23 protein-coding genes and 1 pseudogene are annotated in these 26,077 nt (G+C 35.0%); 17 read left to right on the top strand and 7 right to left on the bottom strand.

From position 1 onward, the window contains the following. The first annotated feature begins 4 nt into the window (after window positions 1–4). From BAMA_RS17160 to pulA, 4 genes are all read left to right on the top strand, one after another. Window positions 5–772, top strand: a complete 768-nt coding sequence (locus BAMA_RS17160) for an ABC transporter ATP-binding protein (protein WP_034641571.1) — start codon at window positions 5–7, stop codon at window positions 770–772. A 290-nt stretch (window positions 773–1,062) separates the two neighbouring features. After that, window positions 1,063–2,454: an amino acid permease gene (locus BAMA_RS17165; protein WP_034641573.1), complete on the top strand. Its 1,392-nt coding sequence runs from the start codon at window positions 1,063–1,065 to the stop codon at window positions 2,452–2,454. Between the two features lie 245 nt (window positions 2,455–2,699). Further along, the gene (locus tag BAMA_RS17170; RefSeq protein WP_034641575.1) at window positions 2,700–3,326 is read left to right on the top strand and encodes a pyridoxamine 5'-phosphate oxidase family protein; all 627 of its coding nucleotides are present in this window, start codon (window positions 2,700–2,702) and stop codon (window positions 3,324–3,326) included. Window positions 3,327–3,551: 225 nt separating this feature from the next. Further along, entirely contained in the window at window positions 3,552–6,440 is a 2,889-nt protein-coding gene (gene pulA, locus BAMA_RS17175; RefSeq protein ID WP_235184470.1) for a type I pullulanase, read from the top strand. A gap of 58 nt (window positions 6,441–6,498) precedes the next feature. Here pulA and BAMA_RS17180 read toward each other — a convergent pair whose 3' ends face one another. Next, on the bottom strand, window positions 6,499–7,332 hold the full coding sequence (locus BAMA_RS17180) for an alpha/beta hydrolase (protein ID WP_034641577.1): 834 nt from the start codon (window positions 7,330–7,332) through the stop codon (window positions 6,499–6,501). 173 nt (window positions 7,333–7,505) lie between these two features. Here BAMA_RS17180 and BAMA_RS17185 point away from each other — a divergent pair. After that, a pseudogene (locus BAMA_RS17185) lies at window positions 7,506–7,732 on the top strand (transposase); the annotation flags it as partial. Between the two features lie 51 nt (window positions 7,733–7,783). Here the strand turns inward: BAMA_RS17185 and trhO are convergent. Beyond that, entirely contained in the window at window positions 7,784–8,758 is a 975-nt protein-coding gene (gene trhO, locus BAMA_RS17190; protein ID WP_034641579.1) for an oxygen-dependent tRNA uridine(34) hydroxylase TrhO, read from the bottom strand. 621 nt (window positions 8,759–9,379) lie between these two features. Between trhO and BAMA_RS17195 the strand changes: the two genes are divergently transcribed. Continuing rightward, a complete protein-coding gene (locus BAMA_RS17195) occupies window positions 9,380–10,288 on the top strand; it encodes a serine hydrolase domain-containing protein (RefSeq protein ID WP_034641581.1) in 909 nt (302 codons plus the stop codon). A 37-nt stretch (window positions 10,289–10,325) separates the two neighbouring features. Here the strand turns inward: BAMA_RS17195 and BAMA_RS17200 are convergent, their stop codons facing one another. After that, window positions 10,326–10,643, bottom strand: a complete 318-nt coding sequence (locus BAMA_RS17200; RefSeq protein WP_034641583.1) for a YqzG/YhdC family protein — start codon at window positions 10,641–10,643, stop codon at window positions 10,326–10,328. A gap of 195 nt (window positions 10,644–10,838) precedes the next feature. On the opposite strand from BAMA_RS17200, the gene sleB reads away from it, so the two are divergent. The 4 genes from sleB (at window position 10,839) to BAMA_RS17220 (ending at window position 14,176) form a co-directional block, all read left to right on the top strand. Then, the gene (sleB, locus tag BAMA_RS17205; RefSeq protein WP_415782912.1) at window positions 10,839–11,582 is read left to right on the top strand and encodes a spore cortex-lytic enzyme; all 744 of its coding nucleotides are present in this window, start codon (window positions 10,839–10,841) and stop codon (window positions 11,580–11,582) included. Between the two features lie 15 nt (window positions 11,583–11,597). Further along, window positions 11,598–12,938, top strand: coding sequence for a germination protein YpeB (gene ypeB, locus BAMA_RS17210; RefSeq protein ID WP_034641589.1), 1,341 nt, complete (start codon window positions 11,598–11,600; stop codon window positions 12,936–12,938). 24 nt (window positions 12,939–12,962) lie between these two features. Next, on the top strand, window positions 12,963–13,559 hold the full coding sequence (locus tag BAMA_RS17215) for a YhcN/YlaJ family sporulation lipoprotein (RefSeq protein WP_034641591.1): 597 nt from the start codon (window positions 12,963–12,965) through the stop codon (window positions 13,557–13,559). A gap of 110 nt (window positions 13,560–13,669) precedes the next feature. Next, the gene (locus BAMA_RS17220; RefSeq protein WP_034641594.1) at window positions 13,670–14,176 is read left to right on the top strand and encodes a GNAT family N-acetyltransferase; all 507 of its coding nucleotides are present in this window, start codon (window positions 13,670–13,672) and stop codon (window positions 14,174–14,176) included. A 67-nt stretch (window positions 14,177–14,243) separates the two neighbouring features. On the opposite strand, the gene BAMA_RS17225 is transcribed toward BAMA_RS17220, so the two are convergent. Continuing rightward, on the bottom strand, window positions 14,244–14,666 hold the full coding sequence (locus BAMA_RS17225; RefSeq protein ID WP_034641596.1) for a DUF1801 domain-containing protein: 423 nt from the start codon (window positions 14,664–14,666) through the stop codon (window positions 14,244–14,246). 223 nt (window positions 14,667–14,889) lie between these two features. Between BAMA_RS17225 and BAMA_RS17230 the strand changes: the two genes are divergently transcribed. Further along, window positions 14,890–16,032, top strand: coding sequence for a DUF418 domain-containing protein (locus BAMA_RS17230; RefSeq protein ID WP_235184471.1), 1,143 nt, complete (start codon window positions 14,890–14,892; stop codon window positions 16,030–16,032). A 76-nt stretch (window positions 16,033–16,108) separates the two neighbouring features. On the opposite strand, the gene BAMA_RS17235 is transcribed toward BAMA_RS17230, so the two are convergent. Beyond that, window positions 16,109–17,326 carry a bacillibactin exporter BcbE gene (locus BAMA_RS17235; protein ID WP_034641601.1) on the bottom strand — a complete coding sequence of 406 codons (1,218 nt, stop codon included), beginning with the start codon at window positions 17,324–17,326 and terminating at the stop codon, window positions 16,109–16,111. 970 nt (window positions 17,327–18,296) lie between these two features. On the opposite strand from BAMA_RS17235, the gene BAMA_RS17240 reads away from it, so the two are divergent. The 5 genes from BAMA_RS17240 (at window position 18,297) to BAMA_RS17260 (ending at window position 22,075) form a co-directional block, all read left to right on the top strand. Next, the gene (locus BAMA_RS17240; RefSeq protein WP_034641604.1) at window positions 18,297–19,535 is read left to right on the top strand and encodes an esterase/lipase family protein; all 1,239 of its coding nucleotides are present in this window, start codon (window positions 18,297–18,299) and stop codon (window positions 19,533–19,535) included. Window positions 19,536–19,880: 345 nt separating this feature from the next. Continuing rightward, entirely contained in the window at window positions 19,881–20,258 is a 378-nt protein-coding gene (locus BAMA_RS17245) for a GntR family transcriptional regulator (protein ID WP_034641605.1), read from the top strand. Then, window positions 20,258–21,127 (top strand): ABC transporter ATP-binding protein, encoded by an 870-nt coding sequence (locus BAMA_RS17250; RefSeq protein ID WP_034641608.1) that lies wholly within the window; start codon window positions 20,258–20,260, stop codon window positions 21,125–21,127. Before BAMA_RS17245 ends, BAMA_RS17250 begins: the two co-directional genes overlap by 1 nt. After that, on the top strand, window positions 21,120–21,734 hold the full coding sequence (locus BAMA_RS17255; protein WP_034641611.1) for an ABC-2 transporter permease: 615 nt from the start codon (window positions 21,120–21,122) through the stop codon (window positions 21,732–21,734). The genes BAMA_RS17250 and BAMA_RS17255 overlap by 8 nt, the downstream gene beginning before the upstream one ends. A 29-nt stretch (window positions 21,735–21,763) precedes the next feature. Then, on the top strand, window positions 21,764–22,075 hold the full coding sequence (locus tag BAMA_RS17260) for a YfzA family protein (protein ID WP_034641613.1): 312 nt from the start codon (window positions 21,764–21,766) through the stop codon (window positions 22,073–22,075). Between the two features lie 151 nt (window positions 22,076–22,226). Here the strand turns inward: BAMA_RS17260 and dhaQ are convergent, their stop codons facing one another. Further along, the gene (dhaQ, locus tag BAMA_RS17265) at window positions 22,227–23,225 is read right to left on the bottom strand and encodes a DhaKLM operon coactivator DhaQ (RefSeq protein ID WP_034641616.1); all 999 of its coding nucleotides are present in this window, start codon (window positions 23,223–23,225) and stop codon (window positions 22,227–22,229) included. Window positions 23,226–23,236: 11 nt separating this feature from the next. Continuing rightward, the gene (dhaS, locus tag BAMA_RS17270) at window positions 23,237–23,809 is read right to left on the bottom strand and encodes a dihydroxyacetone kinase transcriptional activator DhaS (protein WP_034641617.1); all 573 of its coding nucleotides are present in this window, start codon (window positions 23,807–23,809) and stop codon (window positions 23,237–23,239) included. Window positions 23,810–24,092: 283 nt separating this feature from the next. Here dhaS and dhaK point away from each other — a divergent pair, with 283 nt between their 5' ends. Further along, window positions 24,093–25,844 carry a dihydroxyacetone kinase subunit DhaK gene (gene dhaK, locus BAMA_RS24130; RefSeq protein WP_034641620.1) on the top strand — a complete coding sequence of 584 codons (1,752 nt, stop codon included), beginning with the start codon at window positions 24,093–24,095 and terminating at the stop codon, window positions 25,842–25,844. Window positions 25,845–26,077 lie beyond the last annotated feature (233 nt).

Consider the following 26,077-nt stretch of genomic DNA (forward strand, 5'->3'; position numbering starts at 1 on the left):
CAGAATGAACTACATTTTAGAAATAAAGAATGTAAATAAAGTATATGAAATGAATAAAACAGAGAAGCACCATGTATTAAAAAATATTAACCTTCAAATAGAAGAAGGAGAATTCATTGCTGTGATGGGCCCATCTGGATCCGGTAAGTCAACTTTATTATATACAATTGGTGGTATGGATAGTGTCACTTCAGGACGCGTTATATTTGATGGGGAAGAAATTTCTGTTATGCAAGAGGAAAAGTTATCGAATTTGCGTTTAAATAAGATGGGATTTATCTTTCAGCAAAGCAGTCTATTAAAAAATTTAACTCTCTTAGATAATATTATTTTGCCAGGATTTATGGCAAAAGCAGAAAGCAGAAGACAGATTAATCAAAAAGCAAGTGAGCTAATGAAGAAAATGCATATTGCAGAGTTAGCGACTCGGAATATAACTGAAGCATCTGGAGGACAATTACAACGGGTTTCCATTTGCCGAGCGCTTATAAACAATCCAAGTATGATTTTTGGAGATGAACCAACCGGTGCATTAAATTCAGCAGCAACGAATGAAGTAATGGAGATTTTAACTCATATCAATCAATTGGGGACTACAATTATGCTAGTAACACATGATGCAAAAGTAGCGGCAAAAGCGGATCGAGTCTTTTTTATGGTTGATGGAGAAATTATCGCTGAAAAGTATTTCGGGAAGTATGGGAAACAAAAAGAGGATGTACAAATACGGGAAGGAAGGCTTTTAAGTTGGCTATCCGAATTAGGGTTTTAACCTTTTAAGAGAAAGCAGGACAAAAGCGTTCATTTAGGCGTTTTTGTCCTGTTTCAACAATAAAAGTGCATCTTTATCAGCGGGTGAAATTCGTGGAGTAATTGTATTTTTCTGATAAATCAGTTAATATAAAATAAGTAATTTTATAATCTTTTAACGAAAGTGAGGAGTGCTGTTACAGAAAGATTAACAACTGACGTGTGCTTCGCTATTTAGAGAAAACATAGGTGTTGTACTATGAAATCTTGCTTAGAAATTCTACTATTTATAGTATCAAAGGGGGAAATGAAGTGGCAGATAAAGAGCTAAAAAGAGGTTTGGAAGCACGTCATATTCAAATGATTGCTCTAGGTGGTACAATTGGTGTTGGTTTATTTATGGGTTCAGCCAGTACCATTAAATGGACAGGGCCGTCAGTTATGCTTGCTTATGCAATCGCAGGGATTTTTATATTTTTAATTATGCGTGCAATGGGAGAAATGTTGTATGTAGAGCCAGGTACAGGTTCATTTGCTACATTTGGTCATAAATATATCCATCCACTTGCAGGTTATATAACTGCATGGAGTTATTGGTTTCAGTGGGTTATTGTTGGAATGGCAGAAATTATAGCTGTTGGAGCTTATATGCAATATTGGTTCCCAGATTTACCAACTTGGATACCTGGTATTATTGCAATGGTAATTCTCGGTGCAGCAAACTTTATTTCTGTTAAATTATTTGGTGAATTTGAATTTTGGTTTGCGATGATTAAAATTGTGACGATTGTGCTCATGATTATTGCGGGCTTTGGCCTTATTTTCTTTGGACTTGGTAACGGAGGTAATGCAATTGGATTATCGAATCTTTGGGAAAATGGCGGATTCTTTACAGGTGGTTTATCAGGCTTCTTCTTTGCTTTATCTCTAGTTGTTGCAGCCTATCAAGGTGTTGAATTGATAGGGATTGCAGCTGGCGAAGCAAAAAATCCGAAAAAAACGTTAACGAGAGCAATTCAAAGTACAATTTGGCGTATTTTAATTTTTTATATCGGTGCGATTTTTGTAATTGTAACCGTTTACCCTTGGGATCAATTAAGCGCTATTGGTAGTCCGTTTGTGGCGACATTTGCGAAAATTGGAATTACCGCAGCTGCTGGATTAATTAACTTTGTTGTTATTACAGCAGCAATGTCTGGCTGTAACAGCGGTATTTACGGTGCAGGACGTATGCTTTATACATTAGGAATGAACGGACAAGCGCCAAAATCCTTTGCGAAAGTTTCTCGTAACGGTGTACCTTTATTTGGTACAATCGGTGTACTAATTGGTTTAGCAATTGGTGTGTTCTTAAGTTATATCGCACCGGAAAATTTATTTGTACATGTATACAGTGCAAGTGTACTGCCAGGAATGGTTCCATGGTTTGTTATTTTAATTAGTCAAATCCAGTTTAGGAAAGCAAAAGGAGCTAACATGAACAATCATCCATTTAAAATGCCATTTGCACCTTTTACAAACTATTTAACAATTGGCTTTTTAATTATGGTATTAATCGGTATGTGGTTTAACGATGATACACGAGTTTCTCTTATGGTTGGAGTTGCTTTCTTAGTACTTGTTGTTATTAGTTTTTATGTTTTGGGCCTAGGGAAACAAAACCAAGCTCATACGCAACAAGAAGATAAAGTTGCTATTCGATAGATTAATGTTAGAAATGGCCATTTATCCCGCATTAATGGGCTGTAAGACTTCCACCTCAAAACTTAAGAGGAGCGAAGAAGTTTAGGTGGAAGATAAACAGCTCGTAAATGCCCGATTCGTTCAACTAACAATCAGTGGGGGATGGAGAAAACCCCCGCTGATTGAAGTTTCACCTTATATAAAAGGGCACGTGAATAAACCTTTCACGTGCTTTTTCATTCTATAGGTTTAAAGGGGGAAATAGTATGCTACATAAAAATGTAATTAAAACAGAAGAAGAATTACGTTCGATTGTTGGTTATCCAAGTGAACTAGTAGAAAATAAGGTGATTACATATTTAGATCATCATTGCATTGATTTCATTTCAAAATCACCATTTTTAATGATATCTACTTCTGACAAAGATGGATTTTGTGATGTTTCACCACGAGGAGACCGTCCAGGATTTGTTCTTGTATTAAATAAAAAACAACTTGTTATACCAGAAAGGCCCGGTAATAAAAGAATGGATTCATTGCGAAATATTTTATCAAACTCGAAAGTAGGCCTACTTTTTATTATCCCGGGACTTGGGGAAACTTTACGGATTAATGGCCGTGCAACGATTGTAAAGAATGATGAAATACTTGAGAAAATGGCCGTGAAAGGTAAAAATCCACTTCTAGGTATTGGTGTAGAAGTAGAGGAATGTTTCATTCACTGTGCAAAAGCTTTTAAACGATCTGGTCTATGGGAAATGGATACTTGGGCGAACAAAGATACTTTACCTTTTGCTTCTAAAATATTATTTGAACATGCGAAGCTTCCTAATAGTAGTGTAGAGTCTATTCAAGAAAGACTTGATGAAAGTTATAGTAAAAGGTTATATTGAGCAAATAAGTATTATGAATGAAAGTTTTATCCCGCATTAACGGGCTATAATACTTCCACCTTAAAACTTAAGAAAAGGCGAAGAAGTTTAGGTGGGAGATGAAGCCCCCACTGATTAAAGTTTCAGTTTATTTTTTGAATTTTTTTATTTTATAATGAAAACGCTTTCGTTATCTTGTATAATAATTTTGAATTCACTATTTGGGGATGAAGGGGAGGAATCAGTATGGACAAGAAAAAGCTTAGGAAATCATTATCTATTTTTTTAAGTGTAATTTTATTTTTTACACTTTTTTTGACAAATTCAATGCAAACGTTTGCGAATGAAACTGTTAAAGTAAAGATTCATTATCAACCTGGAAAGGATAATGAAAAGGATTGGAATGTTTGGGTTTGGCCTGAAGGAAAAGAGGGAAAAACGTATTCATTTACAGGTGAGGATAAGTTTGGGAAATATGTTGAAATAGAAATTGCTGAGGGCGTAGACCGAGTAGGTTTTATTGTAAAGACAGATAGTTGGGAAAAAGACGGTGGTGATAGATGGATTGAAATTGAGAATGGTGAAGGAGAAGTATGGGTAAAATCAGGTGATTCTAATACATATACAACATCACCAGATGGTCCTGAAGAGTTACCATCCTATAAAAATATTAATCTTAAAATTCATTATTCGCGTTATGATGGTAATTATAACGATTGGAATTTGTGGATTTGGCCTGAGGGAAAAGAAGGACAAGCTGTTTCCTTTACGGAAGAAGATGAGTATGGAAAAGTTGCGAACATACAACTAGAAAGTGCTGAAGGAATACAAAAGGTTGGTTTTATCGTTCGAAAAAGTTTAGCTGAAAATGAATGGGCATATCAAGAATTCGGAGAGCGATACATTACAAAGTTTAATAAAGATGGCTCAGCTGAAATTTGGCTATCACAAGGAATGAAGGGCGTTTACTATGATCGTGATAAAGTGAAGAACAAGCCAGAAATTAAAAGAGCCTCTATTGATAACGTAAATGAAATTACAGTTGAGACGAATATTCCGTTTTCATTAAAAGAATATGAAAACGCGGGTATTACAGTGGAAGGTACGGAAATTACAGAAGTTGTACCATATAATAAAGCTGACGGAGATGTAACGAATAAAGTTCGTATTATTACGAAAGAACCGTTAGATTTTACGAAATCATATACGGTTTCAAAGGAGTTTTACGGGAGTGAAAATACAGAAATCGGTGCTGTCGTTCGTACACCTGAATTTGATAACGCGTTTTATTATGAGGGAACAGATTTAGGGAACAACTATTCAAAACGAAAGACATCATTCCGAGTATGGGCACCAACTGCTAGTGAAGTGAAGTTGGTTACATATCATACATGGGATGCGGCAGAAGGAACTGAAGTAACGATGGAGAAGTCCGAAAAGGGAACTTGGATTGCTGAGAAAACGGGTGACCAACACGGGTTAATTTATACATATAAAGTGAAAATAGGCGACACATGGAACGAGGCAGTAGACCCGTATGTAAGAGCAGTTACTGTAAATGGAAATAAAGGGGTTGTTGTTGATTTAAAACGTACAAATCCAAAAAAATGGACAGCAAAAAAGCCAAAACTGAAAAATCCTGAAGATTCGATTATTTATGAAACACATGTAAGAGATTTATCTATCGCGCCAGATAGCGGTATTAAAAATAAAGGGAAGTTTCTCGGCGTAGCTGAAACAGGAACAACAGGACCAAACCGTGTGAAAACGGGTTTAAATCATATAAAAGATTTAGGGATTACACACGTACAATTTATACCAATCTATGACTATGCGACGGTTGACGAAACAAAACTAAATGAGCCGCAATATAACTGGGGTTATGATCCGAAGAACTATAATGCACCAGAGGGTTCGTATTCTACAAATCCGTATGAGCCGACAACTCGCATTCTTGAATTGAAGAAAATGATACAAACATTACATGATAATGATTTACGCATGATTATGGATGTTGTATATAACCACGTCTATACGGTGAATGAATCGAACTTCAATAAGATTGTTCCAGGATACTTCTTCCGTTATAACGAAGATGGAACGTTAGCGAATGGAACAGGTGTCGGAAATGATACAGCATCAGAACGAAAGATGATGCGAAAATTCATTGTAGATTCAGTAACATACTGGGCAACAGAATACAATATAGACGGTTTCCGTTTTGATTTAATGGGCATTCATGATGTAGAAACAATGAATGAAGTACGTCAAGCATTATATAAAATTGATCCTACAATTATTGTGTTTGGAGAAGGCTGGGATTTAGGTACGCCGCTAGACCCGCAACAAAAAGCAAATCAAAAAAATGCATTAAAAATGAATGGTATAGGTCATTTTAATGATAGTATTCGTGACTCTTTAAAAGGAAGTGTATTTGAAGATAAAGATAATGGATTTGTGAATGGAAACGTTACTAAATTACAACAAATTCAGTCAGGGGTTATAGCTGAAATGAATAGCGGTAATTACAATGATCCAGAGCAAGTAATTACTTACGTAGAAGCACACGATAATCACACGCTTTGGGATAAATTACTACTGACAAATAATGAAGCAGACGAGATAACAAGAAAACAAATGCACAAGCTAGCGTCTTCAATCGTTTTAACTTCTCAAGGCATACCATTTATTCATGCGGGACAAGAGTTTATGAGAACAAAGGGAGGGGATCATAATAGTTATAGATCGCCCGATTCAGTGAATCAAATGGACTGGAAACGCCGTGTGATGTACAACGATGAAGTCGAGTATATGAAAGGGCTTATCGAGCTACGTAAAAAGTACCCAGCACTTCGTTTAACAACAAAAGAAGACATACAAAATAACGTGAAATTCATTGATGCTCCGCAGCAGACTGTAGCTTATACAGTACAACAAGGGAGAAAGAAGCGTGGACAACTTGTAGTGATTCATAATGCTAACAATGAATCGATTGAAATGAAACTACCAGAAGAGGGTGTTTGGAAGCTACTTGTTAATGGAGAAGAAGCTGGTACGAAAAGTATCATGAAAGTAAAAGGTGATTCTGTGCAAGTATCACCGCTTAGTACTTTTGTGCTTGTAAGAATAAAATAGTATGAATAAAAGGTGCCTCATAGTCGAAATTTCGACTATGAGGCATCTTTTTTGAAGGTTAATCTCGCCCAGCTTGAACTAATTTATGTGCAACCATTTTTGGTTTTACATGAAATGGTGTCATGTGGTCTCCTTTTGCTGTGATTAAGCGGAATAGTCCAAGTCTACTAGACATATGAGGATGCCAGCTATATTCTTCACCTTGCGGAACAGCAATATCTTCTGTTAAGTAGAAATAACTTTTTGGAATTTTAAGTTGATAAAATTTTGTAAGATCTAGCCTTTCAAAAAGTGGTCCCGCAGGTTCAGGAGTAACTGTTGCGTATACCTTTTTTGCCAATGTTAAGTCAGCTGTATTCATAAAGGTTTCCCGCCAAATTGGAAATGGTAATTGAATAGTTTTATTTTTAGACTCTCTTGCTAGCTTTCTCCAAAGGGTTTGGCCTTCTTTTGGAATTTGATCAGCTGTACTTTGTCCATTTTTCACAACAAAGGCATCCATAAATACAAGTCTACGAATGCGATCGGGTACTTGTTCTGCAACTTTCGAAATAACAGTGCCACCAAAGCTGTGTCCAACAAGAACAAAGTTTTTAATGTTCTTGTCTTTAATGTAATCAACAACTGACTTCACATAGTCTGCATGTTTGACTGCTTTATTCGTATCTTGGCCATGTCCTGAAAGATTTGGGGTATGTACCGTGTGTCCCATGTTTCGGAGTTCTTGAGCGGTTTTATCCCAGTAACTTGCATCACCCCAAGCTCCGTGAATTAAGACAAAAGTAATTGGCTCTTCACTATTTGTTACCGTCTCAGCTTTTGCTGGTGAAAGTAGTGATAAATTGATGAGTAAGACAAGCAAGGCGAACGCTAATTTTTTAAATCTTTTCATACAATAACCTCCTTATGTTATTTGTTGAACAAGCTACTCAGTAAGTAGAGTTTCATTTTAATTATGTTTTTATCCCACTATTTGCGGGATGTAAGACTCCCTGGAGTTAGTATAGTCATATGGACACAACTTAGTTAAGTCCTTACAATGGATTTCAAGGAGGAAGTGTCCGTATGACAAACAAGAAATTTAATGAAGAGTTTAAGAAAATGGTAGTTGAATTATACCGTTCAGGACAACCTGTAAAAGAATTAAGCAGCGAGTATGGCGTATCAGAAGTAACCGTTTATAAATGGATTAAAGCATATTCTCCTATCACATCAGTTGATGAGGATGAAATGACACTAGAAGACCTAAAACGAATGAAAAAGAAATGCTTCGTCTAAAAGAGCGGAATGAAAAAACAGATGACATCATGAGTGATACCATCTGTTTTTTCATTCCGCTCATATTACGCTAATTCTACTTGCTTTTTCGCTTCAATTTTTTCTAATGCAGTAGTTACTTGCTCTTCTGTTAATTCATGTTCTTTCACATAACGATTACGTGGGTGTACACGACATTCATGTGAACATGCTCGTAAATATTTCGCTTCATTTTCTTCAGAACATAAAATTTGCTTGTTACATTCTGGATTTGCACAATTTACATAGCGCTCGCAAGGTTCATTTGTAAAGTGATCTTTCCCAACGATAACATGTTCTTTTTGGTTTACTGGAACAGCGATACGCTCATCGAATACGTAACATTGACCATCCCAAAGATCGCCTTGTACTTCTGGATCTTTTCCGTAAGTTACAATCCCGCCATGAAGCTGACCTACATCTTCAAAACCTTCTCGAACTAACCAGCCAGAAAATTTCTCACAACGAATTCCACCTGTACAATACGTTAAAATCTTTTTACCTTCAAGAATTTCTTTATTCCCTCTAATCCAATCTGGTAATTCACGGAATGATTTAATATCTGGTTTAATCGCACCTCTAAAGTGTCCTAAATCAAACTCATAGTCATTTCGTGCATCAATAATAACTGTATCTTCTTGTTGCATTGCCTCATAGAAATCTTGTGGCTCTAAATATTTTCCCGTTGTTTCTTTCGGATTAATGTCATCTTCTAAGCGAAGTGTAACTAGCTCTGAACGAGGACGCACGTGCATTTTTTTGAATGCATGCTCATCTGCTTCATCCACTTTAAAAACGATTCCAGCAAAACGAGGATCGTTTTGCATTGCTTCCATATATTTTTCCGTTTGTTCAACAGTACCTGAAGCAGTTCCGTTAATTCCTTCTGTTGCTACAAGAATTCTTCCTTTTAATTCAAGTGAATTACAAAATTCTAAATGCTGTGCAGCAAATTCTTCAGGATTTTCAATTGTAGTGTACATGTAATACAGTAATACTCTATATGCTTTTGTAGTTGCCAATGTATTTATACCACCTATCTAAATTTTAAAATCATGTATAAGTTAACGATCATATCAAAACATATATAATAAGAAAATGTATACAAAATTGTAACAAACCCATTTTCTTCTATTTATAATATTTTTTGTAAGTTAACAAAAACAAGATTACATAACAAAACAATATGGTTTTGTTGTAATCGCAATATATTATATATCATATAAATTCGTTTCCAGCAATTAATATGCTGTATTATAGGCTGTTTGTTCACAAAAATTTCAAAAATAACCCTTTAATTTACTATCTTCCCTCCACCTAAGATCCATAAATCCCTAAAATATTTTTTGTACTTTAACACACCTATTGCACACAGTCATATAAATTGAATTAAAGAAATATTTATGTTCAAATGAAAATATTAATATTATATCTGATTGAAGTTTCACTTTATTACATACTTATTAAATAAGTAACTACTTATAAATGAATTTGTTATGATGAATTATAGTTTCTGTTATTCGCTACACAATATGGAAAACCAGTAAAGCTATAAGAGAAATTATAGGGCCCTTCATTTCTAAAATGATTTCATGCTATAATGAACAACCGTAAGGAAAAGTTTGGATTTGGAGGAACGCCTTTTGGATTTTCAAGCATTAGAAAGTATGTTTAAAGAAAAGAATGTACACGCTTTTCTTGTTCATCAGCATGGTGAACGGAAGGTGACGTATTATAAGGAAGAAGCATATAAAGAACAATTACATAAAATTAATTCCATTACAAAAAGTATTGTTGCTATTTTAATCGGGATTGCACTTGAGAAAGGTTTTTTATGTGATGTACACACACCAATTATAAAGTGGATTCCAAATGTACCGAAGGAAAAGGAAGGTATTACACTGTATCATTTATTAACAATGACAACGGGTGAGGAGTGGCATGAGTTTGGAAAGGGAGCTATTTTTCCAAATGACTTTGCTCATTCTGACAACTGGATTGATTATATTTTGCAAACACCAGTTTCCGAAGAACAAGGACTGAAGATGAATTACAATTCTGGCTCGTCTCATTTGCTGAGTTATATTTTGCAGAAAGCAACTGGAATGACAACAGAAATGTTTGCGAAGAAATATTTATTTGAGCCATTACAAATTGAAGAGTATGAATGGCAGCAAGATCCACAAGGCGTGTTTGTTGGTGGATTTGGTATGAAGATGAAGGCGGAAGATTTACTGAAAATCGGGGTCCTTTGTTTACAAAATGGCCGACTAAATGGAGAAGAACTGATTTCGGAAGATTGGATGCAGGAGTCGACTATTGGAAGGTTTAAAACATATGATCATATTGCATCATATGGCTATCATTGGTGGGTACTTGATCCAAAAGTAGATGATATGCCGTATCATACATATTTTGCGATGGGCTATGGCGGACAATATATTATTATTATTCCGCAATTAGAACTGACTGCAGTTATAAGCAGCCATATGCCGAAGCGTGGATTAGTGCCGTTAAAAGCATTTTTAAAATATATAAAAGAGCTTTCATAAAAAATCCCTCTTGCTAGATAGGAGGGATTTTTTATGTTTACCGATCTGTTTCTTGAAATGAAATTTTTAAAAACTGCTCTGTTTTCGTTTCAAATTCTACATCAACAAATACACCAAATTCTTTTTCACCTTCTTTTAACCATAGCTTAAATTTCTCAACAGAAATACGAATCGTTTTTGGCTTTCTTCCAATATGAAGATAATCAATAATTTGAGCTTTTGGATATTTTTCCTTTGTTTTTTGCACTGCAATTTTTCCCCACTTTGCATAAGGGGGCTGAGCGTGTGCAGAGAAACTAAAATATATTGTGACAAGTGTCATGATAAGTATGAAACTTGCGAGAAGACGCTTCATAAATAAAACTCCTTTTTCACTTTGTTTCTTTTTATTGTGCGCAATCCTCCCCTATTATCAGTTTGTATTTTTTTGTCTTCTTTACATAAAAAAACATTCTTTACAAAAAATAACCGTAAAATCATTGTTACGTATGAAGGAGGTTATTACATGCGTCGAAATATTCTTTTCAAAGTGCCACTTATATTGTTATTGATGATGGCGACTTTGTTTGGAGGTGGTATGTATGATTCAGCAGTTTACGCATTTACAAATCAAGTGATCCAGCGCGGAGCCGTCGGTGAAGATGTAATTGAACTACAATCGCGGTTAAAATACATCGGATATTACAACGGGAAAGTTGACGGTGTATTTGGCTGGGGTACATACTGGGCACTTCGAAATTTCCAGGAACAATTTGGTCTTCCAGTTGATGGATTAGCTGGGGGGAAGACGAAGCAAAAGCTTGTAAAAGCAACAAAGTATGAAAAGTCTACAGCAAATAAAGGTGGTACAAATACAGGGAATACAAATAAAAATGAAGGGAATAAAGGAAGTGGAAGTAAGCCATCAACAAGTACAGGGACAAATGTTCCAAATGGATATTCACAAAATGATATACAACTCATGGCGAATGCGGTATATGGTGAAGCACGTGGTGAACCGTATATCGGACAAGTTGCAGTCGCTGCGGTTATTATTAATCGCGTCGCAAGTGCATCGTTTCCGAATACTGTTTCAGGGGTCATTTTTGAACCGCGCGCATTTACGGCAGTAGCAGATGGACAAATTTATTTAACGCCAAATGAAACAGCGAAAAAAGCGGTAATAGATGCACTGAACGGCTGGGATCCAACCGGAGAAGCTTTATATTACTTCAATCCAGATACCGCAACAAGCGGTTGGATTTGGAGTCGTCCACAAATTAAAAAAATCGGTAAACATATTTTCTGTAAATAGAACGGAGGTGATTGTATGTTAAGAGGATTACTTATTGTCTTTTTAACAATTGGTGTAGTTGGAGTTGGATACTGGGGGTATAAAGAACATCAAGAAAAGAATGCGGTATTAATTCATGCAGAAAACGATTATCAGCGAGCGTTTCATAATTTAGCGTATGAGATGGATTTACTGCATGACGAAATTGGAACAACGCTTGCGATGAATTCTCGTACATCGTTATCACCAGCACTTGCGGATGTGTGGCGGATTACTTCAGAAGCGCGTTCAGATGTTGCACAGTTGCCATTAACATTATTACCTTTTAACAAGACGGAAGAGTTTTTATCACAAATTGGTGATTTTAGTTACCGGACTGCAGTGCGCGACTTAGAGAAGGAACCGTTAAACGATGAAGAATATGAAACGCTGCAAAAGCTTTATAAAGATTCAGCAAATATTCAAGATGAACTTCGGAAAGTACAACATCTTGCCTTAAAAAACAATTTGCGCTGGATGGATGTAGAACTGGCGCTTGCAGCGGATCGTAACCCGGCAGATAACACAATTATTGATGGATTTAAAACAGTTGAAAAAAATGCTAAGTCTTATTCAGAAAATGACTTTGGACCAACCTTTACAAGTTTGCAGAAAGCAAAACGTGGTGAATATCAAATAAAGGGAAAGACAATTTCCGAAGAAGAAGCAAAGAAAATAGCAAAAAGATTTTTAAGCTTAAAGGGTGGAGAAGAAATCACAGTCAAAAAAAGTGGGAAAGGTGCAACGGAAGCATTTTATAGCTTAACAATTAAAGGTCCACAAACAAATAATGAAGCGTATATGGATATTACTGTGAAAGGTGGGTATCCAATTTGGGTGATGGATAATAGGGAAATTAACACGCCAAAAATTAGTTTAAATGAGGCCGGAGAAAAAGGACTCACTTTTTTAAAAGACCATAAGTTTACGAACATGGAGCTATTTGATAGTGCACAGTATGATAACGTTGGTGTCTTTACGTATGTTGTGAATCAAGATGGTGTTCGTATTTACCCAAAAGCCATTCAAATGAAAATTGCTTTAGATGATGGATCCATTGTTGGATTTTCTGCAAGAGATTACTTATCAGCTTCTGAAAAATATACGATTCCAGCAGCACAGTTATCTGCTGAACAAGCACGTCAAAAAATTAATCCAAGTGTAAAAGTAATGGAAGAGCATCAAGCGATTATTGTAAATGATCTTCATAAAGAAGTATTGTGTTACGAATTTATTGGAACGTTAGGAAACGATACGTATCAAATTTTCATTAATGCAGATGATGGTACAGAAGAGCAAGTGAAAAAATTACGTACTGTTGAACAAATGTATGATTAAACGTAAGAATGTGAGGTGAAAACTTTGAGACTTTTACTATGTGTGTTAGGCGTTTGCTTTTTTTTAGTAGGTTGCTGGACGAGTGAAAAAGAAAATGCAAATGAAAAGAACAGAAACGATATGGTGCAAACAAAAAATGTCACATATAAGAAAGAAAATAATAAATCAGATGAAGAAGTAGGGCAGCATTTAGCGAATTTAGCTGCTAGTATACCAGGGGTAAAAGATGCGACAGCTGTTGTTGTTGGTGATTATGCAGTTGTTGGTATTGATGTGGGTGCAAAGCTTGATCGTTCACGCGTAGAATCAATTAAGTATTCTGTTGCTGAAAGTTTAAAGCATGATCCAAGAGGTGTAAATGCAGTTGTTGTTGCAGACATTGATACATTTGAGCGCCTAAAAGAAATGGGAAAACAAATTCGTGAAGGCGATGGCGGCGAAGGTGTTTTAGATGAACTTGCTGCGATTGTTGGACGAGTGATGCCACAAGTTCCAAATGAGCTATTAGAGAATAACGATAAAGAACCGGTGAAAGAAAATGATAAGCAGGTTCCAGAGCAGGATGAAAAGGAACTAAAGAAACAACAAGAAGAGCAATCAAATCATCATATGGATCGTTAAGAAATCCTCCTATGCTTTCAGGAATAAAGCGTAGGAGGATTTTCTTTTGAGTTCAATATTCTGTTTCTTCTGTAAATAATTTATAATCATATAGAGGGGAGAGTCGGAAAATGACAAAACAAACAGAGAAAGTGACATTAGATTTTTATCATCCAAAATACGAGGAAACGTTACACACATTTTATTTACCAGAAGAACAACAGAAATTCACCGCAACTCCAGCTGAAATTATAAAAAGAGCAGCGGAAGAAAAAGAGTGTACACCCATTGTCATTGTATCCAACGAAAAGCCAGTTGGTATATTTGCATTATTAACAGGAGAACAAGTAAAGGATTATACGGGTAATAAAAATGCATTAGCATTAATCGCCTTTTCTATTAATCATGATGAACAAGGAAATGGCTATGCGGTGGGAGCTTTACTACAATTACATCGTTTTATTCACATGAACTTTCCAGGGAAAGATGAAGTATTGTTAGTTGTGAATGAGAAAAATATTGCAGCGCAGCGAGCGTATAAAAAAGCAGGGTTTCAAGATACGGGACACCGACGAATGGGGCCAGTTGGTAGACAGTTTGTGTTTTCTTTATCTACTAAAGCAGAAGTTACATATTAACAATAAAAACAGGTAGTTTGAGAGGGGCTCAAACTACCTGTTTTTTCATATTTTCTTGTTATACATACTAATTATTTGAATATTTTCCTTGTAAGAAGCTCACAGACTGGTTAATTAATTCTTTTAAAACATCAACGTCAATATCTGCAATTTTATTGATGTAGATACATGCTTTTCCAGATGTATGTTTTCCGAAAGTTTTTAATAGTTTTTCTCGCTGAGGATCATCAGGAGCAAAATATAAACTGATTTTAGCTTTACGAGGTGAAAACCCTACGAGTGGTGCGTCGCCTTCATGACCAGATGCGTATGTATAATGGTAACTGCCAAACCCGATAATGCTAGGCCCCCACATTTTTGCTGGATAACCTGTTGTTTCAGTGAAAATATCTAATAGTTGATATGCATCTTCTCGTTTCTTTACACTATCAACGGTTTCAATAAACTCGATGACACTATTATCATTTTCTGTTGTTTTAAGCTCGTACATCAAATTCGCTCCTTTTTAACTATTATCATAACACAAAGTTGGAAAGTGAACTTGAACACATAATAAGGAGTTGTTGATATACAGTGTGTTTTGCTCCCATCGATTCGCTTATTTAATCAGAGGTGCATAATCCTAAGGTGCAGAAAAATCGGCATAGTACAATGATAAATACCATACATACTATAGGAAGCACTTTTGTGTAATTGAAGGAGGTATACAAGTTGTGAGGATACGTTCTTTAGACGTTTTGCGTGGTTTTGCCATCTTAGGAACACTTGGTACGAATATTTGGGTGTTTGCTTCAAATGGAAACCCTACGTTAATTTTTACATCTGAACATTTATTTTCATCATTAAATGCGTTCTTGTCTCAAGTATGGCTATTTTTTGTGAACGGTAAATTATTAGGAATGTTAACCATCATGTTTGGAATTGGTTTAGAAATTAAATATCAAAAATCATTACAAAAGGAACAGAAGTGGCCTGGGATTTACATATGGTCGTCTATCTTATTATTTATAGATGGGCTTTTGCATTACTTTCTTGTCATGGAATTTGATGTTCTCATGAGTTATGCAATAACAGCGATTATTGTCGCGTTTATTGTAAAAGCAGGTACGCGTGTTATAAAAATATGTTTATGGATTTTTGGTACGATTCATATATTGTTTTTTTCACTTTTGAGTGGTGTCCTCATGTTCACCACAGATGAGTTTGTAATGTATAATCAGCAACATATAGCGAAAATATATATGAACGGTTCTTGGTTTGATCAAATTATGTATCGGTATCAAGATTTTTGGGCATTAAGAGCGGAAGCAATTAGTATTATTCCGATGAATATTTGTTTATTTTTATTTGGTGTATTATTAATGAGATCTGGTGTTTTTACTGGTGATGAACGAGGAAAAAGGGTTCGGAAAAAGTTACTAAAGTTGGGTTTACTTATCGGTTTACCTTTAAATTTATTATCATTTGTACCAAATGTAGGGATACAAGTGATGGTTCGTTATTTTTTTGCACCATTTCTTACATTAGCTTATATGGTGATTATTATTAAGCTTGTAGAAAAAGGGTCTTTAAAATGGTTAACGATGAGACTAGAAGAGATCGGGAAAATGGCACTTAGCTGTTATGTGTTGCAAAATATTTTAGCATCTATTATTTTTTACGGATGGGGCTTTGGACTAAGCGGTAAAGTGGAATCTATTGGAACGATTATATGCTGGATAGTCATTTCAGTGCTCCTCATGATATTTGCAAATCTATGGAGAAGACGATTCAAGTCAGGACCACTAGAAGCATTATGGAGGTATTTAACGTTGCTTCCATTTCAGAAAAGAAAGCAAAATACAAAAACGATGTAATCTAGTATTTAAAACAAGAAAAGTTTCCCTATAGCATAAAATAAGGAGACTTTTCTTGTAATGAAAAAGTTAATAATCAATGTGCTTCTTTAGGTTTTTCGTTATCGGTCTCAGGTTTAATAAAGATAAACGCTAATATAGCTCCAATAAGTGAACAAGCAATCGAAAGGTAAAAGATATAATTATCAGGTCCTTTCATTAATACCGCAAACAACGGAGGTCCTGCTGCAACTCCAACAAACCGCATGGAGCTATAAAGAGACGTAATTGATCCGCGCTGTTCTTTCTCAACGCCTTCTGTTACTAAAGCATCTAAACTAGGAAGTGCCAGACCAATTCCAATTCCACCAATCACAAGACTGATGATAATAACGTAAATACTTTTGAAGAAAATGGGGACGACTAATGTGCTTCCTAGTAAGAGAAAACCACCACATATACACCATTTCATAACAACCTTTGCATCCCCAATTTTCTTCCCTGTTATATAGGAAGTTAGAGAGAGCGAAGCGAGTGGGATTGCTAGTACAACACCTTTCCAAATGCCATCTAAGTGATACCGTTTTTCTAATATAGAGGACAAGTAAAAAAGTGTACCGAATAAAACAAACATAATAATGCCACCAAGTATAAAGATAGGAAAAAGCCAGCGTCCTTTTTCATGTAAAATCGATTTTATGTTCTGAAGAAAGATACGAAGCGGTGGTGCTTTTGTTTCTTGTTTTGGTGGTTTGACAAAAAATAAAATGAAAATAATGGATATAAGACATAAAATAGGAATGAACCAAAAAGGAAGAAACCATATGAAAGAAGCAAGAAAAGATCCTAAAATAGGGCTTATTACTTTCCCTAATGTATTGGATGTTTCAACTAATCCAAGCCCACAACTTACTTCTTTTTCATCTTGAAACATGTCACCGACGCACGGGATGACAACTGGCATCGCACCAGCAGATCCAATCCCTTGAATGATCCGGCCAATTAAAATCCATATGTAAGGATCGTCTACTTTCCATGATACCCATCCTGTTATGGCCCCGCCAATTGCGGCTATAAATAAGCTAGGGATAATAACTTTTTTCCTTCCCCATTTATCTGATAAATATCCAGCTATCGGGATTAATATAATCGCGACTACAGAATAGACTGTAATGATGAGAGAGACTTGAAAATCAGTAATATTTAATTTCTTTTCAATTAATGGGAGGACTGGAATTAACATTGAGTTTCCAAGTGTCATCACTAAAGGAACGGTGGAAAGAGCCCATAGTCCCATCTTCGCATTTCGATCCATATGTTTGGGTATTCACTCCTTGCTAAGTAATTGTTAACTCTCTAGTCACAATTTTTACTATTCCCTAAGCGCTTATTTCTGTTACATGGTAAGAAAAGTATTTCTTTTCATTTGAGGTTATATTTTAAAAAAACAATTACATAATAAGAAAAGAAATCGTCTTTCTTAGGATTAGGGACTTTTATAATCTACACGAAACAATAGTCGGATTTTAGGTGGATTAAGAAACCACCTTTCTTTTGATTCATTATGTATTACAATAAACAATTGTCTACTTGTGTATACATGTGAAACGAGAAGGTAGGGAATTGGAAATGTGGATATTTGATGAATTTTATACCGCATTAACGGGCTGTAAGACTCCCACCTCAAAACTTGAGAAAAAGCGAAGAAGTTTAGATGGGAGATTAACAGTCCGTAAAAGCCCGATTGGTCGGGCTGACACTCAGTGGGGCTGAAGAAAATCCCCACTGAGTGAAGTTTCACTTTATTGGCGAGCTGGAATGTTTTTAATTGTTTTAGCGATTTTTATGTTTAAGCAGCGGAAAAGTACACTATGGATGTGTTTGTCAGGGTATTTTGGTTTCTTATTAGTTGATTGCTTGTTCAAAATGACTACGTTAGCGTATACATATGTCAGGATTATTTGGGAGGTTTTATACGTCGTTATATTAATTAGCTTTATAATTTTTATGATACGAAAAATTAAAACCGCAAAATAATAGTAAAAAGAGACAGAAAATGTTGTTTTTGTGTCTCTTTTTACTATTGAGAAAGTTTAGAATGTATTGATAGTTCTGTTGTGATAGTTTACATTATCATTAAGTTAATTTTGTGATAGAGAATTGGAGATCCACATTGTATGGCCTATGCATAGCGTATAGGTAATTCTTTGCGGATCTTTTTTCTATTACATAAAAGGAGTTATGAATGAAAGCGCTTTATAAAAAAGTGGAGAAGGGGATGTAAGATGAGGAGATTATTGTGGGGAGTATTATGTTTTATTTTTGTATTGCCAATTATGATGATTTCACCAACAGTAAAAGCAGAAGAGCTACAAGGGAATGATAATCCAATTATTCTTGTCCATGGTTTCGTTGGTTGGGGAAGAGATGAAATGCTTGGACTGAAGTATTGGGGTGGAGTCCATGATATACAAGAGAAATTAAAGAGGGATGGATATGATGTACACACAGCCGCTGTTGGTCCTGTGTCAAGTAACTGGGATCGTGCGTGTGAACTTTATGCGCAAATTAACGGCGGAACTGTCGATTATGGGGCAGCACATGCTGCAAAACATGGACATGCTAGATATGGGAGAACTTATACAGGTTTCACTTCAAACTGGAGTGAAGAAAATAAAGTACATTTAGTGGGACATAGTATGGGGGGCCAAACAATACGTACACTTACGCAACTATTAAAAGAGGGAAGTGAAGAAGAAAGAGCATATGCAAAGCAACAGAGTGAGCAACTTTCTCCTTTATTTGAAGGTGGAAAATCATATGTCCATAGTGTAACAACTTTAGCAACACCACATAATGGGACAACATTAGCGGATGCAAGCTTATTGTTTCCGTCTATTAATGAGCTACTTGTTAATATCGCAAGTATGGGAGAAAATAATAGCTTATCTGTATACGATTTTAAATTAGATCAGTGGGGATTGAAAAAACAGCCGGGAGAATCCTTTTATACGTATTCGGAACGTATGTTAAATAGTCCACTTTGGAAAGGGACAAAAGATATTAGCCAATGGGATTTAAGTACAGGTGGTGCAAAGGAATTAAATGCGTGGGTGAAGACGCAGCCGGATGTATACTATTTCTCATACGGTGCACATGCGACAGAGCCGGGTGCAATAACAGGTTTCCACTACCCGCACATTACAATGAATAAAGCGCTATTAACAAATGCTTTATTTTTAGGATCTTACACAAGTTATAACGAAAATCAACAACACATTGATTCTTCTTGGTGGCAAAATGATGGAGTTGTCAACACAAGCTCTATGCTTGGGCCAACCACAGGGGAAGTTATCACTTATAGCGGCGTACCGCAAATTGGAAAATGGAATCATATTGAAACGAAGCATAACTGGGATCACCTTGATGTTGTAGGATTAAGCGTTTCAGATGCATTAGGATTTTCTGATATTACTAGTTTTTACCGCGGTGTGGCGGAGAAGGTAACGAGTTTGACAGAATAGGAGTTAGTTTTATTTAGTACACAGATAGAAAGTAACTTTTAAAATAAAATTTTTATAAAATTACAAGTTATGTTTAAAAAGAAAAATACATCATTAATTCATTAGTGATGTATTTTTCTTTTTAAAATGTTTGTTGAAATAGGCTATTAAAGAATTGTATGAAACTAAAAGTGATTCCTACATTTATGTCGATTTTGCTATTCTGGAAAAATATCTCTTGAATTTCATTTACTGCTAGGTTTTTGATGTGGAAATATTCCTTAAATTTCGTATTGATTTACAATATTTGATAGTATATATTGTACATATAGTATATATACAATATTCTCCGAAAGAGGTATTTGCATGCAAATTATAATTTCGAATCATTCGAAGGAACCTATTTATGAGCAAATTTATACTCAAATTAAAAAACATATTCTGATCAATGAATTACATGCGGGGCAACCCCTACCTTCAATGCGGCAGTTAGCAAAGGATTTGAATATAAGCGTTATTACAACTAAACGTGCCTATGAGGAACTTGAGAAGAACGGATTCATATATTCGGTTGTTGGAAAAGGTTCCTTTGTATCGGAGCAAGATAATGAGATGATTAAAGAAAGAAAAATGAAAGTTATTGAAGAACAATTGTTGATGGCAATTCAGAATAGTAAAGAAATTGGAATCTCACTTACAGAATTACAGGCTCTGCTAAAACTGTTATACAGGGAGGAAGAATAGTGGAAAATGTTATTGAATTGAAAAATGTTTATAAATCATTTGGTAATTTTGACCTACAAGATATTTCTATGACTGTTAAAAAAGGTTATATAACTGGGTTTATCGGTGGTAATGGTGTTGGAAAATCTACCACTATTAAACTTATTATGAACTTGTTGCAACCTGATAGCGGATCTATTTCGATATTCGGGAAAAATTATAATGAACATGAAAAAGAGATTAAGCAACGAATTGGTTTCGTATTTGATGAAAATATGTTTTATGAACATTTAACACTTGCGGAAATGAAGAAGATTATAAAACCTTCTTATACGAATTGGGATGAGAATCTGTTCAATCATTATATTAAAAAGTTTGAGCTACCGTTAAATAAAAAGATACAGTCATTTTCTAAAGGAATGATGATGAAAGCTTCTTTAACAATGGCCTTATCACATCATGCAGAGCTAATTATTATGGATGAGCCTACATCAGGATTAGATCCAATATTTCGTAGGGAATTGTTAGATATACTACATAATATAATGCAAGATGGAGAGAAAACGATCTTTTTCTCAACACATATTACAACAGATTTAGAACGTATTGCAGATTATATTACCTTTATTCATAACGGTGAGCATATTTTCACAAAAAAATCTTATCAGATTGAAGAAGAGTATGCCATTGTAAAAGGAAGAATGGAGTTATTAGATCGGGATACAGAACAAGAGTTTATTTCCATTCGAAAATCTGAGGCTGGCTTTGAGGCATTAACATCTAATAAAAAACGAATAGAAGATGTTTTTGGTGATTTAGTTTTAGTTGAAAAACCAACGATTGAAGAGTTAATGTTTTATACAAAGAGAGGAGCTGAGCAGGGTGTTTAACTTAATAAGAAAAGATATATTTTTACAAACGAAAACGTTAATGATATTATTACCAGTTTTATGTGTTTATGTAGCTCTAGGTGGATCATCATCACATATTTGGTCAGGATTTCTATTTAGTATTACAATGGTTATGACCATTTTTTCAATGGATGAAAAGCCTTCCATAAATACCCTGTTAAATGCACTGCCTTATACACGTAGGGAAATTGTTAGTTCAAAGTACATTGGAACACTTATTGTTACTTCAATTGTTGTACTTACAATTTTCATTGGAAATTTAATAATTCATAGGGAATTAATAGTATGGAAAGATATTATGTTTATAGTAAGCCTTGTGATGATATCTACTTCATTTATGTTTCCATTTTCTTATCAGTTCAAAACCAAATATTTGTTCAGAGGTTTACTGGTTTTAGGTGCTATTTTTTTGGTGTTGATTAATACTTTGGTTCCAAATTTTCTCGATATAATTAGAGGGAGTTTCCGAATGCTATTATCAATACAAAATATTAATGTTTATTTATTAATTATATTTTCGATTATTAGTCTATATGTATGTTCTTGGATGTTGTCGATTCATATTTATAAAAACAAAGCCTTTTAATGGTAAATTCTAAAGGAAGGATTGGTTACATGACAAGACAAAAAGGACGACCTGTTCGAATACCAAATTGGATGAAAACTATCGGGGCATTCCTTGTATTGCAACTTATTTTTGTTATTTTAGATACGATGTCATGGGTTCCGAATTTCAAAGAAAGCGGAATGTTAGATCGCCTTTATAATTGGAAATTCTTTACGGAATGGTTCACGCCTTATAAAACAACAGAATTTAATGTATTAACGATATTTCTTGGGATGTTATTATTCCTAGATTCCCTAACAAGTATAATACAAAATATCTTTTCTAGAAAAAGGAATCAATCAGCACATAAGTTACAATAATGTAAATGCCTTTTATGAATAAGTATGTCGGTTATTCTATATTGTATAGGCCAGAAATATTTAAACACTAAAAAGGCTAGATAAAGTAGTAATTGTTTCACTTTATCTAGCCTTTTTCTTAATATGATTCCACATGTGAAATCAATCTTAACTACCAACTAGCCACTTCAACGCTTGTTTTTAACCATTTTTCCCAAAGAGGATCTTCTAGTTTCAGTAAACTTAATGACACCCCTTGCATATTTAAAGAGGTTAGATGAGTTCCGACTTTTACAAACCTAATATTTAACCCTTCAAGTTCGCATAAACGGCGAATATCATTTGCGAAAATATACTGTTCCATTAACGGAGTAGCACCTAAACCGTTAATTAAAATCGCAAACTTATCTCCTCGTTTCCAGCGGTAAATACTTTTAAGTTTGTTTATTAGTTCGATTGCTAGTTTTTCAGAAGAAGATAATTTTTCTTTACGATACCCTTTTTCTCCATGAATGCCAACTCCATAAAAGACTTCATTGTCCTGCAAAGTAAAAGAAACGTTGTCTTTGGTAGGATTATTTGCCGGGGAGAGGGAAACTCCTAATGTGTGTAGATTACGAACGACTGAGCGACCCAGTTCTGTCAGTTGTTGTAGTGAATAGTTTTCAAAAGCTGCTGCTCCGAGTATTTTATGAACGAAAATTGTTCCAGCAACTCCGCGTCTTCTTTTATTAAAAGAAGCATCATCTTCAATGGAGGCATCATCATTTACAATGATATGATTAATAAGCCGTCCTTCTTCTTTTGCCAAAGCTTCAGCGGTTAAAAAGCTTTCTACATCTGCTTTAAAGTTTTTAATAATGAGTAGGATACTTTTGTCTTTAGGAACAGACCGAATTGCTGCTAATATTTGTTCATGTGTAGGAGGGGTGAAGATTTCTCCGTTGACTGCTGCGGAAAGCATTCCTTTTCCTATATAGCCTATATCAGCTGGTTCATGACCACTACCACCACCGCTTATAATCACAACATTTTGCGGCATTGTATCAAGATTTTTTGTGTAAATAGTCTTATTTTTTACGTCATAACATATGCTATCGCTATGTTCAAAATAAAAACCATGTAACATATCATTAACAATGTTTTGAACGTCATTTATAATTTTTTTCATTGTTTATCACCTTATTGTTTGATTGCTGATTGCCCAAGCAACAGTACAAATTGATTGTTTATCATATTTCTCATCATAGAAGACATGATAGATGGATCTACAGCACAATGGTTTTCAATCCAATCTTTCACTGTTCCAACAAATCCATGACTATAAAATGAAGCTAATGTCGCTTTTTCTATTTCAGAAATAGATACATCATAGCCAATTAATAATTCATCGATAATTTTGATATATAAATTTTTCGTGTGTTCAAATAGATAGTAATTAAATGAATTTTGCTCGATTACTTTTAGTGCGTTTCGGTAGAATTGTTGGTTTTGGTAAAAATAATCAAATAATAATTCAAAAATATTCTCCCATTTTTCGTAATCAAGAAAATCTATAATATTTTCCTTCGTTTCTTCTTTATAAATCCAACTTAACAATTCGAATTTATCTTTAAAGTGATAATAAAAAGTTTGTCTGCGCATTTGGCAATTCACCATAATATCACTTACGGATATTTTATGAAATGGTTCTGTTTCCATTAGTTGCTTTAGCGAATTGGCTATAATTTTTTTTGAAATGATAGAAGAAGTCATTTGAATCATCCCTACAACTGTATTCGTTTTACTATTAACATCCTAATCTATGAATGGAGTAGGTGTCTTTAGACAAATTGTGAAATTTGTCCGTTTACTATAAAGCGCTTTCAACTTACTATAGTTAGTAATCGTACGCTTTCAAATATATCATAATTTAGAAGGAATGTACCGTGGTAGCAATCATCTATGAGTAAAGAAAGTGTATATACGAATAAGTTTAAGAAGAATGTAAGATACAAAGTTTAAGAACATAATAGGATAAATTAAGGAGGAGTAATAAATGAAAAAAATTATCAATAAACCTGAAACACTTGTTATGGAGATGTGTAATGGAATGGTAATGGCACATCCGGAACTAGAGTTTTTAAAAAAGTATAAAGTAATTAAGAAAAAAGAAATGAACGAAAATAAGGTAACTTTAATTAGCGGTGGCGGTAGTGGACATGAACCGGCGCATGCGGGCTTAGTAGGAAAAGGGATGCTCGATGCTGCCGTATGTGGAGATGTGTTTGCTTCTCCTTCGCAAATCCAGGTATACCAAGCAATTAAAGCAACAGCTAGTAAAAAGGGGACACTGCTCATTATTAAAAACTACAGTGGAGATATTATGAACTTTAAAAATGGAGCTCATTTAGCTAGTGAGGATGGTATTACAGTCGAATACGTTCGCGTAGATGATGATATAGCAGTAGAAGACAGCCTTTATACAGTAGGGCGCCGTGGCGTTGCAGGAGTTGTGCTTGTACATAAAATAGCTGGTGCAGCAGCAGAAGAGGGTATGGATTTACTTCAAGTGAAAGCAGTAGCGGAAAAAGCAGCCGCAAATGTCCGAACAATTGGTCTAGCGCTTACTTCTTGCACAGTTCCTGCTAGCGGCTCACCTACTTTTAAACTTAGTGAAGACGAAATGGAATATGGCGTTGGTATTCACGGTGAACCAGGAAGAAAACGAGAAAAAATTGCAACTGCTGATGAATTGGCTTTACGCATGACAAATGACCTCGTAAAGGATTTAGCGTTAGATGGAAATGATGAAATTGCTGTTCTAGTAAATGGCTTTGGTGGTACACCACTTCAAGAGCTTTACTTATATAACAACGCGGTTATTAGGGAATTAAGTAAAAGAAAGATACGAGTAAACAGAACGTTTGTCGGGAATTACATGACGAGTATTGATATGGCTGGAATTTCTTTAACAGTAATGAAACTCGATGATGAACTGAAAACATTGTTATCGAAAGAGTGCCATACACCTGCATTTAAAGTAGACGGACCAATTAAGAATGTAGAGTACATTGATATTGAAGATCACGAAGAAGAAAAAACAGTTTACTTTGAGAAGGAAACAGCGGAAGAGCATGCAATCGTCAAGAATGAAGTTATCACATTAAATAACATGATTTATCTCGTAGATAAAATGAGCGAGGTTATTATTAAAAATGAAGTACCTTTCTGTGAATTAGATACTCATGCAGGAGATGGCGATTTTGGAATGAGTGTTGCGAAAGGGTTCAAACAATTAAAACGAGAATGGAATTCAATTTTAAATCAAGAACATTTAAATATAGGAACATTTCTAGATGCATGTTCTATGATTATTATGGAACATTGCGGCGGAGCTTCTGGTCCGATTTGGGGCGGGGCTTTCCGAGCGGCAGGTAAGGCTGTAGAAGGAAAACAAGAGTTAACAGTGAAAGATTTTGCTGAAATGTTACAAGCTTCACTAAGCGGTATACAGTCCATCGGTGAACGATCTTTTGGCAGAGGAGCAGAAATCGGTGATAAAACGCTTGTGGATGCATTTGCACCTTGTGTAAATTCTTGGACAGAAAGTGCTGTAGATGGAGTAGACATTAAGACTGCTTTTGAAAAAGGAGCAGTAGCAGCGGTTCAAGGAGCAGAATATACAAAAGAAATCGTTGCTCGAATGGGCCGCGCTGGTACAGTTGGTGAAAGAAGTTTAGGTTATCCAGATGCAGGTGCATACGCATTAGGAGTTATCTTTACAGAGCTTTCTTCTAGCTTAAAATAATAGTATTGTTTTTAAAACGTTATCTTTCCTAGTATATGTTAGAAAGATAACGTTTTTTGTTTTATTCTACATTTATATATTGTAAAACTCTTACTTATAATATTTGTTACGTGATTTGGCTTTATTGCTATATAGACTCAAAACTTCTTTTTTCATAGTATATGATGTATATTAAATCAACTCTTATCACATATTGAATATCAGTAAGGGAGGAATACTTATGGGTCAACATC

Source organism: Bacillus manliponensis (assembly GCF_000712595.1).
Classification (GTDB): domain Bacteria; phylum Bacillota; class Bacilli; order Bacillales; family Bacillaceae_G; genus Bacillus_A; species Bacillus_A manliponensis.